The organism is Streptomyces kryoterrae, from assembly GCF_054072135.1.
On sequence record NZ_CM133358.1, the window covers coordinates 7,896,255 to 7,912,329 of the forward strand.

General features: G+C 70.3%; 15 protein-coding genes. 11 read left to right on the forward strand and 4 right to left on the reverse strand.

Features of this window, described 5'->3' with window-relative positions; all coding sequences use genetic code 11:
- Positions 1-75 precede the first annotated feature (75 nt).
- A complete protein-coding gene (gene dapA, locus ACW4TU_RS35035; RefSeq protein ID WP_457419870.1) occupies positions 76-978 on the reverse strand; it encodes a 4-hydroxy-tetrahydrodipicolinate synthase in 903 nt (300 codons plus the stop codon).
- A gap of 132 nt (positions 979-1,110) precedes the next feature.
- On the opposite strand from dapA, the gene ACW4TU_RS35040 reads away from it, so the two are divergent.
- The 5 genes from ACW4TU_RS35040 to ACW4TU_RS35060 all read left to right on the forward strand — a co-directional run bounded on the left by ACW4TU_RS35040 (position 1,111) and on the right by ACW4TU_RS35060 (position 4,277).
- Positions 1,111-1,284 carry a hypothetical protein gene (locus ACW4TU_RS35040; RefSeq protein ID WP_457419872.1) on the forward strand — a complete coding sequence of 58 codons (174 nt, stop codon included), beginning with the start codon at positions 1,111-1,113 and terminating at the stop codon, positions 1,282-1,284.
- Entirely contained in the window at positions 1,281-1,976 is a 696-nt protein-coding gene (locus ACW4TU_RS35045; protein ID WP_457419874.1) for a hypothetical protein, read from the forward strand. Before ACW4TU_RS35040 ends, ACW4TU_RS35045 begins: the two co-directional genes overlap by 4 nt.
- 92 nt (positions 1,977-2,068) lie before the next feature.
- Positions 2,069-2,776: an antibiotic biosynthesis monooxygenase gene (locus ACW4TU_RS35050; protein ID WP_457419876.1), complete on the forward strand. Its 708-nt coding sequence runs from the start codon at positions 2,069-2,071 to the stop codon at positions 2,774-2,776.
- 68 nt (positions 2,777-2,844) lie between these two features.
- Positions 2,845-3,516 carry an ArsR/SmtB family transcription factor gene (locus ACW4TU_RS35055; RefSeq protein WP_457419878.1) on the forward strand — a complete coding sequence of 224 codons (672 nt, stop codon included), beginning with the start codon at positions 2,845-2,847 and terminating at the stop codon, positions 3,514-3,516.
- Positions 3,517-3,521: 5 nt separating this feature from the next.
- Positions 3,522-4,277 (forward strand): SRPBCC family protein, encoded by a 756-nt coding sequence (locus ACW4TU_RS35060; RefSeq protein ID WP_457419880.1) that lies wholly within the window; start codon positions 3,522-3,524, stop codon positions 4,275-4,277.
- Positions 4,278-4,314: 37 nt separating this feature from the next.
- Here ACW4TU_RS35060 and ACW4TU_RS35065 read toward each other — a convergent pair whose 3' ends face one another.
- A complete protein-coding gene (locus ACW4TU_RS35065) occupies positions 4,315-6,144 on the reverse strand; it encodes an endonuclease/exonuclease/phosphatase family protein (RefSeq protein WP_457419882.1) in 1,830 nt (609 codons plus the stop codon).
- A 480-nt stretch (positions 6,145-6,624) separates the two neighbouring features.
- On the opposite strand from ACW4TU_RS35065, the gene ACW4TU_RS35070 reads away from it, so the two are divergent.
- The 5 genes from ACW4TU_RS35070 to ACW4TU_RS35090 all read left to right on the forward strand — a co-directional run bounded on the left by ACW4TU_RS35070 (position 6,625) and on the right by ACW4TU_RS35090 (position 13,630).
- Complete coding sequence (locus ACW4TU_RS35070) at positions 6,625-8,085, forward strand: hypothetical protein (protein ID WP_457419884.1); 1,461 nt, start codon at positions 6,625-6,627, stop codon at positions 8,083-8,085.
- A 233-nt stretch (positions 8,086-8,318) separates the two neighbouring features.
- Positions 8,319-9,761 (forward strand): alkaline phosphatase PhoX, encoded by a 1,443-nt coding sequence (locus ACW4TU_RS35075; protein ID WP_457419886.1) that lies wholly within the window; start codon positions 8,319-8,321, stop codon positions 9,759-9,761.
- A 474-nt stretch (positions 9,762-10,235) separates the two neighbouring features.
- Positions 10,236-11,819: a TROVE domain-containing protein gene (locus ACW4TU_RS35080; protein WP_457419888.1), complete on the forward strand. Its 1,584-nt coding sequence runs from the start codon at positions 10,236-10,238 to the stop codon at positions 11,817-11,819.
- Between the two features lie 126 nt (positions 11,820-11,945).
- Positions 11,946-12,593, forward strand: coding sequence for a GntR family transcriptional regulator (locus ACW4TU_RS35085; RefSeq protein ID WP_457419890.1), 648 nt, complete (start codon positions 11,946-11,948; stop codon positions 12,591-12,593).
- 20 nt (positions 12,594-12,613) lie between these two features.
- Complete coding sequence (locus ACW4TU_RS35090; RefSeq protein ID WP_457419892.1) at positions 12,614-13,630, forward strand: 1-aminocyclopropane-1-carboxylate deaminase; 1,017 nt, start codon at positions 12,614-12,616, stop codon at positions 13,628-13,630.
- Here the strand turns inward: ACW4TU_RS35090 and ACW4TU_RS35095 are convergent.
- Positions 13,627-14,838 carry an SGNH/GDSL hydrolase family protein gene (locus tag ACW4TU_RS35095; RefSeq protein ID WP_457419894.1) on the reverse strand — a complete coding sequence of 404 codons (1,212 nt, stop codon included), beginning with the start codon at positions 14,836-14,838 and terminating at the stop codon, positions 13,627-13,629. The two genes, ACW4TU_RS35090 and ACW4TU_RS35095, sit on opposite strands and share 4 nt — an antisense overlap.
- A 20-nt stretch (positions 14,839-14,858) precedes the next feature.
- Positions 14,859-15,437: a TetR/AcrR family transcriptional regulator gene (locus ACW4TU_RS35100; protein ID WP_457419896.1), complete on the reverse strand. Its 579-nt coding sequence runs from the start codon at positions 15,435-15,437 to the stop codon at positions 14,859-14,861.
- Between the two features lie 70 nt (positions 15,438-15,507).
- Here ACW4TU_RS35100 and ACW4TU_RS35105 point away from each other — a divergent pair, with 70 nt between their 5' ends.
- Complete coding sequence (locus ACW4TU_RS35105) at positions 15,508-15,999, forward strand: FBP domain-containing protein (RefSeq protein ID WP_457419898.1); 492 nt, start codon at positions 15,508-15,510, stop codon at positions 15,997-15,999.
- Positions 16,000-16,075 lie beyond the last annotated feature (76 nt).

A 16,075-nucleotide genomic window follows, 5' to 3' on the forward strand; every position in this document is an offset into this window, starting at 1 on the left:
CGCGCTGACGCGACGGTACGGGTCGCGGCCCTTCTTCGGTTCCAGGTCCCGGTTCCCCGGTCTTCGGCCGGGTGGCTACGCGGTCAACTCCTCGTACGCCGCCAGTAGTTCGTCTGTCGTCGGCCGGTCGGCCGGTCGCAGCGGTGCCCGCACCGGGCCCGAGGGCAGGCCCAGACCGCCGAGCAGGGCCTTGGCCGTGACCGCGCCCGGCAGTCCGGACGCCATCATCAACTCGGTGAGCGGAAAGGCCCGTTGCTGGAGGCGGGCGGCCTCGGTGGTGCCGCCCGCGTCGAACGTGTCGATGACGGAACGGAAGTGACGGGGGATCACATTGGCCACGGTGCTGATGTATCCGGCGCCGCCCAGTGCGTACAGCGCCAGCGCGTATTCGTCGCAGCCCGTGTAGAGCGCCAGGTCGGTCCGGGACAGCACCTTCTGGGTGCCCATCAGGTCGTACGCGCAGTCCTTCACGGCGACGATCCTCGGGTGGCCGGCGAGGCGGATCATCGTCTCCGGCTCGATGCGGACACCGGTGCGGCCCGGGATGTCGTACAGGGCGAGGGGCAGCGAGGTGGCGTCCGCCAGGTCTCGGAAGTGGGCCTCGATCGCGTCCTGCGGAGGGCGGCTGTAGTAGGGGGCGACCGCCAACAGGCCGTCTGCTCCCGCCTTCTCGGCCGCCCGCGCCAGTTCGACGGAGTGCAGGGTGTCCGCGGTGCCGACGCCCGCCACGATCGACGCCCGCGCACCGACCGCCTCCCGCACCGCCCGTACGAGCGCCGACTTCTCCGTGTCCGTCGTGGTCGGGGACTCGCCCGTCGTACCGGAGAGGACGAGGCCGTCGCAGCCCCCGGCCACCAGCCGGTCGGCGAGCCGCTGGGCACCGTCGAGGTCCAGGGCGCCCTCGGCGGTGAAGGGGGTGACCATCGCGCAGAGGGCGCGGCCGAAGGGGGGAGGAGGAGGCGCGGGTGGTGTTGTCATGCGACCAGTCTCGGCAAGACATTCGTGAAGCTCTACTTAATTCTTATACCTGATATTCATAAGTGATGCTTCATGGATGAGGGATGGAGAAGCGGGAGGCGCTAGTGCCAACTCGGGGCCCCATGAGTCACCATGGCTGGGACGGTCACCGAACAGCAGGTCATGGGAGGCGTCATGAGGCTCGGCAAGGCACTCGGCACCGGTGTCGCGGAGGAACAGGTCCCCGTCCACGAGGAGGAATTCCAACTCCCGGAAGAGGCAGATGAGTTGGAGGCTTCCGTCGAAGAGGTTCCGGTCGCCCGATGAGGCTGCGGCTCCCCGATGAACGTCCGGCGGAGCCGCCGACCGGATACAAGATCGCCCACCCGGTGCTGTCCCAGGACGGCACCCGGGCCGGGTTCACCGGAGTGTCGCTGGGCGGCGCGCTGCCGTACGGCGTTCTCGCCGACGCGTCCTGCGTCTACGGCCTGCGACACCGTGTACCGCACCGCCGCTGCGACTGCGGCTTCCACTGCGTGCACGACCGGGCGACAGCCGAAGGGCTGCTGTGCACCGCCGAGCACCGGGCCGCAGTCCTGCTCGACATCACCGTCCTCGGTGCCTACATCCGCTTCGAACTCGGCTTCCGGTACGCCCGTCAGCGGGTGCGCGTCGCGACAGCAGGACCCTGCGCCTGCGGTGCCGTCGCCGCCGTGCTCGCCGACGCCGGCTGGGGAAGGCCCGGGTGGCGCGCCCTGGCCGCCGCGTGTCCGGGCTGTGTGCGTGGGCGTACGGCTGTGTCGCTCGCGGGGTTCGCGCGGCTGGCCGGGGACGGGCTGCGGGTCGTGGCGGGGAACGGCGTCACCGGTGCTGTTTCCGGCCCGCCGGGCGTGGTCGAGGGACTGGGGGTGCCCGAACTCGTCGCCGAGGCCGCGCTGTTGCAGGCCCGGCTGGACTGGTTCCAGGGGCAGTTGGCGCGACTGGGCGAGCGAGGACCGGACAACGGGCCCGAGCGGTAAGCGAGTTGGCGTCCAGCAGGGCTTGACCTCAACCTCGGTCGAGGTCGGAGGGTGGTCGGCGTACCCATCGACGCCGATCAACGGAGCCCGCCATGACCCGTCGTACCGACACGTACCCCGACCTCACCCGCCCTGACGTCGGAGCGCCCTTCTTCAGTACCTGGCGGGTCGGCACACCCGAGCGGCAGCGGAAGGCGGTCGACGCCATCGCCGCGACCTGGGAGCGCCAGGCCTGGCCGGTGGGCGGAGTGCTCGGCTACTTCGTCTACGCCGGTCATGACGGGACCACTCTGCTCCATCACTCCCAGTGGGCCCGCGAGCAGGACTACGAGGCCTTCGTCAAGACCCAGCGGCAGGCGCGTGTCGACGAGATCGACACCGCCGTACCGGGGATCGAGCGGGTCGCCCTCGATCGGTACCGGCGGTACCGCAGTCATGAGCGGGCCGTCGGGGACGTGCGTGTCCCCGGGCTCGTCGTGACCGTCCGGATCGACTTCGAGGAGGGGTTCGCGGAGCGGCGGCGCGAGTGGGTCGACCTGGTGCTCGGCGCCCTCGCCGAGTCGTCGGAGAGCGACCGTGGGCTCATATCCGCCCACTTCCATCTCAGCCAGGACGGCACCCACGTCCTGAACTACGCGGAGTGGGAGAGCCCGGAGTCCTATGAGGCGGCCATCGCCGACCCGGGGGAGGGTGCCGAGGCGGCGGCCGGCGCACAGTGGGAGCGCGTACGGACGTATCCCGCGGTGAAGTCGGTGACCGGCAGTCGGTACTCGTACGTCCTCGGGCTCGTCTCTGAATGATCCGCCCGCGTCTCACCGAAGACTTTTCTCCCCTGGACAAAAAAAGTGTTCGGTGGGACGGTGGAGCCATGTTGGACGTCACCGTGATCGAGGACCCGGCGGCCGCCGCCGTCTCGCTTGACCCCGTACGGGGCCGGCTGCTCGCCGAGCTGGCCGCCGGGCCCGCGTCGGCCGCCATGCTGGCCGGCAAGGTCGGACTGCCTCGGCAGAAGGTCAACTACCACCTCAAGGCGCTGGAGCGGCACGGGCTGGTCGAACTGGCCGGGGAGCGCCGCAAGGGCAATGTCACCGAGCGGCTGATGCGGGCGACCGCGGCGTCGTACGTCATCTCGCCGCTCGCCCTGGCCGCCGTACAGCCCGATCCCGACCGCTTCCGGGACCAGCTCTCCGCGCGCTGGCTGCTGGCTGTCGGGGCGCGGCTGGTGCGGGACGTCGGCACGCTGATCACCGGCGCCACCCGGGCCCGTAAGCGGCTCGCCACCTATGCGCTCGACGGCGAGGTGCGGTTCGCCACCGCCGGTGACCGGGCCGCGTTCATCGAGGAGCTGACGGCGGGCGTCAGCGCGTTGCTGCGCAAGTACGACTCGCCCGGTGTCGAGGGCGGGCGCGATCACCGGATCGTCGTGGCCGTGCACCCGACGGTCAAACCCCAGCCGGGCGAACCGACTTCAGGCACGACAAACACCGCCGACATCACCGGCACCACAGAGATCACAGGCACCGCGGAAATTCAGGAGTGAACGCCATGTCCAAGGACGTTTCCAGGGAATTCGAGATCGCGCGCGAGTTCGAGGTCGACGCCAGTCCGGAGGAGGTGTGGGAGGCGATCACCACCGGGACCGGAGGCTATCTGTGGCCGATGGAGCCGCCCGAGCCGCGGGTCGGCGGCAAGGGGCCCTTCGGATCCAAGGTCATCGCCTGGGACCCGCCGCACCGGTACACCAACCGCGTCGAGGACGTCGAGGGCATCTCCGAGCAGACCCTCAACCAGCTCGACTACACCGTCGAACCGCGCGACGATGGCCGGCGGGCCTGGGTGCGTTACGTGCACAGCGGCATGTTCGTCGACGACTGGGACAACCAGTACGACGGCGCCGCCCGGCACACCGACTTCTATCTGCACACCCTGCGCGAGTACCTGACCCACTTCGCGCCCCGCCCGGCCGCGTTCGCCACCTTCGACGGGCCCGAGGCGTCCAGGGCCGCCGACGCCCTGGCTGTCGTCGGGCGGGCGCTCGGGGTCGGGGAGGACGTGGCCGTCGGTGCGCGGGTCACGGTCCGGGGGCCCGACGAGTTCGAGGCCGTCGTCGACTTCCGCAGCCCCTACTTCATCGGGCTGCGCACGGACCGGGGTCTCACCCGCTTCTTCGGGCGGAACCACTGGGGCTACCCGGTCGGCATCTCCCTGCACGACTTCACGCCGGGCGCCGACACCAAGGAGATCAAGGAGTGCGAGACCGCCTGGCAGGACTGGCTGAACGGCGTGTTCAGCCAGTCCTGAGCGGCCGGGTACGACTACCGGGACCAGGAGTCAGTGGTCACGGCTGGAACCGCAGCACCTGCGGGTCGTGGTCGCTGATCTGGTCGTTGAACTCCGAGTTGACGTGCACGGAGTCGTAGTCGAAGTCGCAGCTGCGGCTGATCGACGGGCTGATCAGGATCTGGTCCAGGACCTGGGTGTTGCCCTGGTAGTCGTAGGTGTAACGCTCGCTCTTCGGCAGCGACTTGATCGCCGACCACAGTTCGCCGTCGCCTTCCAGCAGCTTGGCGGTGTCGGAGAACTCGAAGTCGTTGATGTCGCCGAGCGTGATCACGTCCGCGTTCTTCTGGACCTTCAGGATGTCCTTGACGAACGTGTTCACCGCGGTCGCCTGGAGGTGACGCTGGGTCTCCGAGCTGCGCGTCGGCGGCTGGAACTGCGAGGTGAGGCCCTGGTCGCCGCCCTTCGAGGCGAAGTGGTTGGCGATCAGGATGACGGTCTTGCCGCGGAAGACGAACTCGCCCGCGAGCGGCTTGCGGCTGTTCGTCCAGGCCACGTTGGTCGGGTCTATCCGGCCCGGCGAGAGGGTCAGGGCCGCCTTGCCGTGGTCCTTGGTGACACCGACGGCGGTCGTGGCGTCGCCGCCCGGCCGGTCGGTGAAGGAGACCCGCGCCGGGTTGAACAGGAACACCTGACGGATGTTGCCGCCGGGCTCGCCGCCGTCCGCGAGGTCCACCGGGTCGATGGAGCGCGACTCGTACGCCGGGCCGCCGGCCGCCACGATCGCGTCGATCAGCTTCTTGACCGTCTGGTCGGCGGCGACCGTACCGTCCTTCGTCGCGCCGTTGTTGTCCTGGATCTCCTCCAGGGACAGGATGTCGGGCGACTGCAGGTTGTTCACGATCGCGGCGGCGTGCGCGTCGAAGGTGTTGTCCGACGGGTCGAGGTTCTCGACGTTGTACGTCGCCACCGCGAGCTCGCCGCGCGACTGCTTGCGGGTCGTCTCGCGCTTCAGGCCGCCCTGCTTGAGGGTGCCGAGCTCGTTGGCGACGAGCGTGTAGCCACCGAACTGGTTGTAGTCCAGCGGGCCGGTGGTGGTGCCCTTGAGGCTGTCGCCGACGTTCGCGGTCGGGAAGTCGGCGACCGCGCCCAGGGACTGGATCTGGAGCCGGCCGGTGTTCTGCGAGGTGTACGAGCCGTACACCGTGCCGCCCCGCCGGTTGGGGTTCTCCCACGGCTTCACCGTGACCCACAGCTCGGTGTACGGGTCGGTCGCGGTGACCACGCGGGCGTCCTTGACCTGGACGTTCTCGCCCTCGAGGGACTCGTAGTAGTCCAGGGCGTACTTCTTGGGCTGCAGCGTCAGCGCGTTCACCGAGCCGCTCGCGGCGGTGTCGCCGGCCGGGGTGTAGGCGGTCGGTACGGACCAGGCGTCGACGACGACCGGGGCCGGGACCGCGTTGCCGCTGGAGACGACGGTAACCGTCGGCTTGACGATCTCCGTCACCGTCTGGTTGCCGGACGAGGCGCCGCCGGGCACGTACTCCGAGACCGTGCCGGTGACGGTGACCGAGTCGCCGACCGCGACGGTCGGCTTGGAGCTGGTGAAGACGAAGACGCCCTCGCTGGTGGCCGGGTCGGCGTCCGGGGTCGTGTCCTGGATCCAGAAACCGCGCGACGAACCGTAGGTACGGACACCGGTGACGATTCCCGCCACGTCCGTGACCTTCTGGCCGGCGAGCGGGGACAGGCGCGTGGTGCCCTGGATGTCATGAATGCGCACGGTGTCGGCGTGTGCGGCCGACGGAACCACGACCATGGTGGCGACCGTGGAACAGACGGCGGCGACAGTGAGCGCGGCGAGACGCGCGGAAGACTTGCTCGGCAACGGGATCCCTCCGGGGACAAACATGGGTGCCGGGACGAAAGTGACAAGGGTGGTGCAGTGGGGGAACGCGACCCGCAGGGCGGCTGGCGACGCGCGTAGACATCCGGTGAACACTCGGTGCGGAAGGCTCCGCGCCGAGGGTTCGGCACCAGGCGATCGGCAGTGAACGCCCGGCTTGGGAGAACAGTGAACACGATGGAGCACGGTGGAAGGCAGGGGATGCGGTGAATCGGCGTCCCCTCCACTTCTACGCGCGTCAATCTCCTGCCTGGTCAGGCCACTTGTCAAGGTTTCAGCCATCTACCGCCTCTGACAGGTACATGAACCGGGCGGCATGGTGCCAAATCCGTCTAGGCTGAGCGGCTGAGTCGTACGGCCTTCAACGCAGCGTCGTACGGTCGTCAGACGCCGTCGTCGGACTCCGGACGCTTGCCGGGTGCCGCCGTACGGCCTTTCGGGCGCCTGAGGAGAAAACAGCCGATGTCAGACAGCTCCCCCCTGCCGCCGGTGCGACTGCACTCCGAAGCGGAGCTGGCGCGGGACGCGCTCGCCGCCCCGCTGGTCTCCCGCGCCGCCCGCCTCGCCCGCTGGGCCGGGCCGGACACCCGGGTCGAGACCGGTGGCGTACTCGTCGAGGAACAACTCCCGGCGGCGGCTCGGGCGCTGGGGCTGATCGACGGCGAGGACGCGGAGGACGTGAGTGTCGAGGACGCGCTCGCCCACGCCGGTGAGGCCTGGCGGGTCGCCGTGGACACCGGGCTCGTCGAGGTCGTCGACGAGGAGGAGGGCACCGTCACGGTGGGCGAGGGCCTGGCGCTGCTCACCTCCGGGTCGCCGCACGAGGTGCTCGGGGTGTGGCTCGGGGCACTGGAGACCGTCCTCGCCGACGCGGGCGTGCCCGACCTCGACGATCTCGTCGACGCCATGGGAGAGGGCGGCGAGGTCGACTTCTCCCGGCTGGACTGGGACCCCGACGCGGAGGCCGCCTTCCTCGACGGTGTGCTCGCCAACCTGTACCTGCTGAGCGTCAGCGAGGGCGGCCCCGCCGACATCCCGGTTCCGCTGCCGGCGCTGGCCGCGTCCATGGTCGTACCGAGCGACATGAGCGAGCCCACCAATGACGTCCTGGAGCAGGTCTCGGACATGATGATGCGCCTCGACGACCAGTTCAGGCTGCTCGAACCCATCGGGCTCGTCGCCTACCGGCCCGTCGACGAGGCGCTCATGGCGGACACCGACGACCCCGCCGAGGGCGCGATGTCGGGCGACGAGACCGACGTCTCCCGCTACGGCATGGTGCGGCTGACCCCGCTCGGTCTGTTCGGCGTACGGGCGCGGCTGCTGGAGTCCGGCTTCGAGGCGCCCGCTGTCGGAGACCTCGCCGACAAGGGCGCGGACGCGCTGCTCGACGGCATGGCGGCTTTCCCCGCGACGGCCGCGCGAGCCGAGACCGAACAGTGGCTGACGCGCCGTGAACCCCTTGCCGCGGCACGGGAGTTGCTCGCCGCGGCCCGGGGCGGCGACGCCGGAGCGCCACTGCGGCGGCTGCACTGCCAGCAGGCGCTGTCCCTCGTCGGCGGCGAGGCCGAGCCCGCGCTGCGCGAGGTCCTCGACGACGCCGAGCTGGGCGGCCTCGCCCGTGTCTGGCTCAGCGAGTACGGCGCGCCGGACGTGCCGGCCCCGTCCGAGGCGATGGTGTTCTGGCTGACCATCGACACGGTGGCCGCGCAACTGGCGGCCGAGGGCAACTCGGCGGAACTGCGCGGACTGGTGGAGGGGCTGGCGCAGCAGCACGGCGGCTTCTTCGAGGCGGCCTGGCGCGTGGAACATCCGGCGACGCCGGACGTGCTGGAGGCGATGGGGCGGCTGCACCCGGACAAGCGGGTGGCCAAGGAGGCGCGGAAGGCCGCGTTCAAGGCGCGGTCGCAGCAAGGGGGTTGAGCCGGGGGAGGGGCTGCGGGGAGTGGTTGAGGGGAAGGGCCGGGGGAGGAAGCGGCGCGGCCTCGGGAGTGACGTCCGGGGGACGTGACGGAAGCGGGTCCCGTGAAGTCGTGCTCCGTTCAACTCGCGTTCAGGCGTGGGCGGGACGGTGGCGGCGAACCGAGTGCGCCGCCCTCCACGCTCCCTCCGCCCGAGTCACCCTCCCCGGCACACCCACCGTCACAGGAGACACCATGTCGCTCACCCGCAGGGACTTCACCAGACAGTCCGCGATCACCTCGGCCGGGGTCGCGCTGGCCGGCACCGTCGGTGCCCTCGCCACCGCGCCGGGCGCCCTCGCGTCCACGGAGAGCGCGGCCGGGGAATCGGCGGACCGGCACCACGATGTCGGCTACGGCCCGCTCCTGCCCGACCCCAAGGGCCTGCTGGCGCTCCCCGCCGGATTCTCGTACCGCGTGATCACCCACAGCGGGAAGACCAAGCTGGACTCCGGCGAGATCACCCCGTCCAACCATGACGGCACCGCCGCCTTCGCGGGCCCGCGCGGCACCACCCTCCTCGTCAACAACCACGAGCTGAAGGGCCCGCGCGCCGGCTGGACGTACCCGGTGCCGCTCACCGAGGGCCTCGTCTACGACCCCGCCGCCGCCGGCGGCTGCACGGTCGTCGAGGTGCGCCCCGACGGTCGCGTCGCCGAGTGGGTGGGCATCGCGGGCACCTCCACCAACTGCGCGGGCGGCAGCACCCCCTGGGGCACCTGGCTCACCTGCGAGGAGAACTCCGACCGCGCCGGCGTCAACGGCATGACCAAGGACCACGGTTACGTCTTCGAGGTCGACCCCAGCGACAAGCGCGCCAACCGGAACCCCAAGCCCCTGAAGTTCTTCGGGCGTTACAACCACGAGGCGGTCGTCATCGACCCCAAGCGCGGCGACGCCTACCTCACCGAGGACGCCGCGTCCCCCAACGGCCTCCTCTACCGCTGGACCCCGCCCCAGCAGTGCCACCACGGTCACGGCAACTTCCGCACCCTCTCCGACACCGCGGGCACCCTCCAGGCGCCCAAGTGCTTCGACTCCGCGGGCCAGTTCGTCGACGACCTCTCCCGCGCCACGAAGATCGGCACGGTGTACGGCGTCGACTGGGTCGACGTGCCCGACCGCGACGCCAAGACCGTCGACGTGCGCAAGCAGTTCGGCGCCGGGGAGATCACCCGGGCCCGCAAGCTCGAAGGCATGTGGTGGGGCGACGGCGGCACCTACATCGTCTCCTCGTACGCCCGCGCCGAGAGCCCCGTCCAGCACGACGGCCAGGTCTGGTTCTACGACCCCAAGCGGCGCACGCTCACCCTGAAGGTCCTGCTGGGCGTGAACCCCGACCCGTCGGCCGACGGCGCCTTCGACGGCCCCGACAACATCACCGTCTCCCCGTACGGCGGCCTGGTCATCGCCGAGGACGGCGAAGGCGTGCAGCACCTGTTCGGCGCGACGGACAGCGGGCGCACCTACCCGATCGCCCGCAACGAACTCAACGCCGGCACCGAAGAGGCACCCGAATACAGCGAGTTCACCGGCGTGACCTTCTCACCCGACGGGAAGACGCTGTACGCCAACATTCAGACGCCGGGGATCATGCTGGCGATCACGGGACCCTGGAAGAGGCAGAAGCGCGGATAATTAATTGGGTCGCTCGTCCCGCGGTACGCCTCCTAGAGTGATGAACGTCCAGGTGCGAAGGCAGGACCTACTTCCACTCATAATGGGGCGGCCGCGGGTTCGAGTCCCGTCACCGGTACAACACGCCGGTGTAGCTCAGGGGTTAGAGCGCCTACGTCGGTTCCGCCGGCTTCGATCTCTGGACACCCAGAACTTCATGCACCTCCCGGTGCGACGCGATTCGATCTCGGGGAGGCGCAGCAGATGGTGGGTGCCCGGTGCGAAGGCAGCGGATACTTCGGGAACTGGTGGGGGTAACTCCTCATGCGGGTTCGAATCCCGTCATCGACCTCGGGTCGGTGTGGCGGAACGGAAGACGCGCCAGTTTATAAGCGACCGTCGCCGATTTCGACCTCGGGCACCCTCCTTTTGCCGCGCCTCCCTCCATAAAACTGTTCCACGCACGAAGTGCTGGCGAATGGGGGGGAATTCATCATGGCGCGATTCAACACCAAGGCCGCCAAGGCGCAGCCCGCCTCGCGGGTCACCTCGACGGGGCGAGTGCTCCGTACGTATCAGGGTGGCCGCGGCCGTGAGCGGGACGAGCGCTCGGAACTGTTCCTGCTGTCGATCGCCAACTTCGTCGCACAGAAGACCTTCTACGAGAGCGGCGAGGACCGGGACGACCGGTTCGCCGCGCTCGTACGCCGGCTCGCCGTCACCGACCCGGCGTGGACGGCCGGCCTGCTCGGCTGGCTGCGCGGCGAGGGCAACCTCCGTACGGCCGCCATCGTGGGCGCCGCCGAGTACGTGAAGGCACGCCTCGACGCGAACGCCACCGACGGCCCCACCAACCGCCAGGTCGTCGACTCCGTACTGCGCCGCCCGGACGAGCCCGGCGAGCTGCTCGCCTACTGGACCTCCCGGTACGGCCGGAACATCCCCAAGCCGGTGAAGCGCGGCGTCGCCGACGCCGTACGACGGCTCTACAGCGCCAAGTCGCTGCTGAAGTACGACACCGCGTCCAGGGGCTACCGCTTCGGCGACATCCTCAACCTCGTGCACGCGGCGCCGGACCCGGACAAGCCGTGGCAGGGCGAGCTGTTCCAGTACGCGCTGGACCGGCGCCACAACCCGGACACGGCCGTCGTCCCCAAGTCGCTGCCCGTGCTCACCGCACACCGTGACCTGATGGCGCTGCGGCCGGCCAAGCGGCGCAAGGTCGTGACCGGAGCGCGTGGCGCCGAGCGGCTCGCGGACGCGGGGATCACCTGGGAGGCGCTGGCGGGCTGGCTGCAGGGACCGATGGACAAGGCGGCCTGGGAGGCGGTGATTCCGTCCATGGGCGCGATGGCGTTGGTGCGCAACCTGCGGAACTTCGACGAGGCGGGGGTGAGTGACGAGGTCGCGGTACGGGTCGCCGCGAAGATCAGCGACCCGTCGGAGGTCGCGCGCTCGCGGCAGTTCCCCTTCCGGTACCTCGCCGCGTACCGGCACGCGCCCTCGCTGCGCTGGTCGTACCCGCTGGAGCAGGCGCTCGGGCACTCGCTGGCCAATGTGCCGGTCCTGGGCGGGCGGACGCTCGTCCTCGTCGACCGCTCGGGCTCGATGTTCTACTCCCGGCTGTCCGATCGTTCGGAACTCAGCCGGGCCGACGCGGCGGCGATCTTCGGCTCGGCGCTCGCACTGCGGGCGGCGGACGCGGATCTGGTCGAGTTCGGTACGTCGAGCAACCGGGTGTCGTTCCGCGAGGGCGAGTCGGTGCTGAGGATCCTGGACCGCTTCGGCGACCTGGGCGGCACCGACACCACCGAGGCGGTCCGGCGCCACTACCGAGGGCACGACCGGGTCCTGATCGTCACGGACGAGCAGTACGCGCACAGCGTGCACGGCGACCCGACCGAGCAGGTGCCGGCCGACGTACCGGTCTACACCTGGAACCTCGCCGGTTACCGGGCGGGCCACGGCCCGTCGGGGACGGGGAACCGGCACACGTTCGGCGGTCTCTCGGACGCGGCCTTCCGGATGATTCCGCTGCTGGAAGGGGCGCACGACTCGGACTGGCCGTGGGTCGGCTGAGCTGATCAGAGGCGAGTCGAGTGGGTTGAGTGGGCTGTGGCCCGTACTTCGGTGCGGGCCACACTCTTGTCCGCGCGCTCAGCGCACCCTTGTGCGCCCGCCTCTCTGACATCTAACATTTCAGTTGTGGAAGCAATACGACCCGTCCCCCGGACCCTGCTCAGGGATCGCGCGTACGAAGCGATCCGCGACGCCATCGTCTCCGGGGAGATCGAACCCGGCGCGGTGGTGCGCGACGCCGAGCTCGCCGAACGGCTCGGGCTGTCCCGGGCGCCGGTGCGGGAGGCGTTCGCGCGGCTGGTCGACGAGGGGTTGCTGGAGAGCAAGCCCCAGAGCTACACGAAGGTGACGCCGGTCGTGGCCGCCGATGTGCGGGACGCGGCGGCCGTGGTCGGGGCCATGCATGAACTGGTCACGCGGGTCGCGGTACCCCGGCTGTTCGCCGCGGACGTCGAGGCGATGCGCACGGCCAACGAGCGGTTCGCGGCGGCCGTCCGTGCCGGTGATGTGGAGTCCGCCCTGCGCGCCGACGACCAACTGCACGACGTCCTCGTCCGGGTCAGCGGCAATCGCGCGGCGGCTGCCACCGCCGCCCGCTACACACCACTCATCCGCCGCCTGGAGCGGCGACGCTTCAGCGAGGGCGGCAACTGTCGTTCGGCCGGCCTGCACGACCGGCTCCTCGACGCCTGCGCGGCCGGTGACACGGACGAAGCGGTCCGGGTCACCGCGGAGATCTGGCGCGGGCTGGCCGAACTCGCCGACAGCGACTGATCCCGACTCCCGGAGGACTCATGTCCCTTGCCTCGTACGAGCGTTACCCCCTCCTCTTCGGGCCCTCGCCCGTGCACCCCCTGGAGAGGCTCACCGCTCATCTCGGCGGTGCCGCCCTCTGGGCCAAGCGGGAGGACTGCAACTCCGGTGTCGCGTACGGCGGCAACAAGACCCGCAAGCTGGAGTACCTCGTCGCCGACGCCCTCGCCCAGGGCTGCGACACGCTCGTCTCGATCGGCGGTGTGCAGTCCAACCACACCCGTCAGGTCGCCGCCTGCGCGGCCCGCGCCGGGCTCAAGTGCGTGCTCGTACAGGAGAGTTGGGTGGAGTGGCCCGACTCCGTCTACGACAAGGTCGGCAACATCCTGATCAGCCGGCTCGCCGGGGCCGATGTGCGGTTGGTGCGTGCCGGGTTCGGTATCGGGTTCAAGGAGAGCTGGGAACTGGCGCTGCGGGAGGTGGAGGAAGGCGGCGGTAAGCCGTACGCGATTCCGGCGGGCGCCTCCGACCACCCGCTCGGCGGCCTCGGGTTCGCCGGTTGGGCGTACGAAGTCGCTGAGCAGGAGCGGGAGTTGGGGGTCTTCTTCGACACCGTGGTGGTGTGCTCGGTGACCGGGTCGACCCAGGCCGGCATGGTCGCCGGGTTCGCGGCGCTGGAGGAGGCGGGCGGCCGTACGCGGCGCGTGCTCGGCATCGACGCGTCGGCGGCGCCCGCCCGGACCAAGGAGCAGATCGCGCGGATCGCCCACAGCACCGGTCAACTCATCGGTGTCAAGCGGGAGTTGACGCAGGCGGACGTCGAGCTGGACGGGCGCTACCACGCGGGTACATATGGCATCCCCGACGACGCCACCCTGGACGCGATGCGGCTCGCCGCCCGTACGGAGGGGATGGTCACCGATCCCGTGTACGAGGGGAAGTCGATGGCCGGGATGGTCGATCTGGTGGCGCGGGGAGAGATCGGACGGGACTCCACAGTGCTGTACGCGCACTTGGGCGGACAGCCGGCGCTGAACGCGTACAGCGCGCTGTTCTAGTCCTTCCGGAGGGTTGGCTCCGGGTTCGGGAAGAGTGGTTCCGGGGCGGTGAAGGCGAGTTCGGCGAAGCGTTCACCGATGCGGCGGTGGGTGGCCGCGTCCGGGTGGAGCTGGTCGGGCAGGGGGAGTTCGGCGAAGTCGGACTCCCCGTACAGGGCGCGGCCGTCGAGGTGGTGGAGGTGCGGGTCGTCCGCCGACCGCTGCTCCACGATGCGGGACAGCTCCTCCCTGATGACGTTGAGCGTCAGTTTGCCGGTGGCGCGCTCGGCGGGGTCGCCCATGGGCTGGAAGCGCAGTTCGCCGGCGCCGATCGTGGAGAGGTCCAGGGCGGTGGGGCCCGGCGTGTCCTCGTGCATGGGGCAGTAGAGGGGCGAGACGAGCAGGAGCGGGGTGGCCGGGTGGCCCTCGCGGATCGTGTCGAGGAAGCCGTGGACCGCCGGGCCGAAGGCACGCAGACGCATCAGATCGGTGTTGACCAGGTTGATGCCGATCTTGACGCTGATCAGATCGGCGGGGGTGTCGCGCATCGCGCGGGCGGTGAACGGGTCGAGCAGGGCGCTGCCGGCCAGGCCCAGGTTGATCAGTTCCACGCCGCCGAGGGCCGCGGCGAGCGCGGGCCAGATGGTGGTGGGGCTCGCGGCGTCGGAGCCGTGGCTGATCGAACTGCCGTGGTGCAGCCAGACCCTGTGGTCCCGGTCGCGGAGCGGTACCGGTTCGGCGGGGGCGTCGGTGCGCAGGGCGACGAGCTCGGTGGTCTCGTTGTGGGGCAGCCAGATCTCGACGCTCTTCATGTGGTCCGGCAGGCCGGTGAAGCGGAGGGTGCCGGGCGGGCCGGGTTCGTGCGTCGCGGTTCCGGCGGTCATGTCGACGGTCAGGGTGTTGCCCCCGCCGGGCACGGTGGACTGGGCGGTCAGCCGGCCGTCGACGAGCAGGTCGTACACGCCGTCGGGTCGGGGTGGGGCGCCCACGTAGACCCGCCTGGTGGGCAGCGTGTCCAGTTCGACGGAGGTCGCCCGGGTGCGGAAGACCAGCCGTACGCCGGAGGGTTGGGACTCCGCCGCGGCGAGCTGGGGGTCCGCGCACTGGGCGCGGGCCCGGGCGGGCAGTCGGTGGGGGAGCACGCCGTGGGCGGTGTGTTCCAGGTCGAGGGCGCCGCGTACGAGGTCCGCGGTGATCTGCGTGGTCGTCCACTTGCGCTCGGTGTGCATGTCTGTCCTCGGCCTGTCGGTCAACGGGTGGGAGGGGTCGGCCAGTTGCGCAGCAGGGCGTCGAGGGCGTCCAGGATCCGGGTCCAGCTCTCCTCCGAGTCGGGCGTGCTGTGGCTGAAGCCGCCTGCCGATTCCAGGCTGGTGTAACCGTGGAAGACGCTGCCCAGAAGGCGGACCGCGTGTGTCTGGTCGGGCTCCGTCAGCTCGTAACCCCGCAGGATGGCCCGCGTCATCCGGGCGTGCCGGACGCCCGCACTGGCGGCGGCCGTCTCGGGGTCGAGCCTCATCCGGGTGGCGGCGGCGCGGCCGGGGTGTTCTCGGCCGTAGTCGCGGTAGACGTTCGCGAAGGCGGTCAGGGCGTCCTTCCCGGCCCGTCCGGCCACGGCATCGGCGGCCCGGTCGGCGAGTTCCTCCAGGGAGAGCAGGGCGATCCTGGTCCTGAGGTCCTGGGTGTTCTTGACGTGCGAGTAGAGACTCGCGACCTTGACGTCGAACCGCCGGGCGAGCTCCGAGGCGGTCACCTGGTCGAATCCGACCTCGTCGGCGAGTTCCGCCCCGGCTCTGGTCAGGCGTTCCGCGGTGAGTCCTGCGCGTGCCATGACCCTCCTCCCTTTTGGCTTAGGTGAATATAGATTTGCCTAAGGCCTTTAGGCAAATTAGCCTGCCGTTATGGAACCGCTGACTGAGCAAGAGATCCGCGCCGCGTTCGTGAACTGCACCAAGGGCGAGGCGCAGCGCCTGTCCGTGCCGCGCGACCTCGCCGAGCGGCCCTGGGTGGACCTGGACTACCTCGGCTGGCGGGACCCCCAGGCCCCCGACCGCGCCTACCTCGTCACCGAGCTGGAGGGCCGGGTGACCGGCCTCGCCCTGCGCAGTGCGGCGCCCGCCTTCGGGCAGGCGCGGCGCAGCATGTGCTCGATGTGCCTGACATCCCACACCGGAGGCGTTTCCCTGATGGTCGCGCCGAAGGCGGGGAAGGCCGGGAAACAGGGCAACTCGGTGGGTGCGTACATATGCGGCGACCTCTGCTGCTCGCTGTATGTGCGGGGCAGGAAGGACGCGGGCGCCGGGTCGCGACTCCACGAGACGATCACTCTGGAGGAGAAGATCCGGCGGACCGTGGGGAACGTCGCCGCGTTCGTCGCCAAGGTGACGGCTTGACGGTGCAACGGCACGACGGGGTGGCGGTGTCGCCCCACGGTCCGCTTCGGTGGTGGTTCGGTGGTGGTTCGGCCGT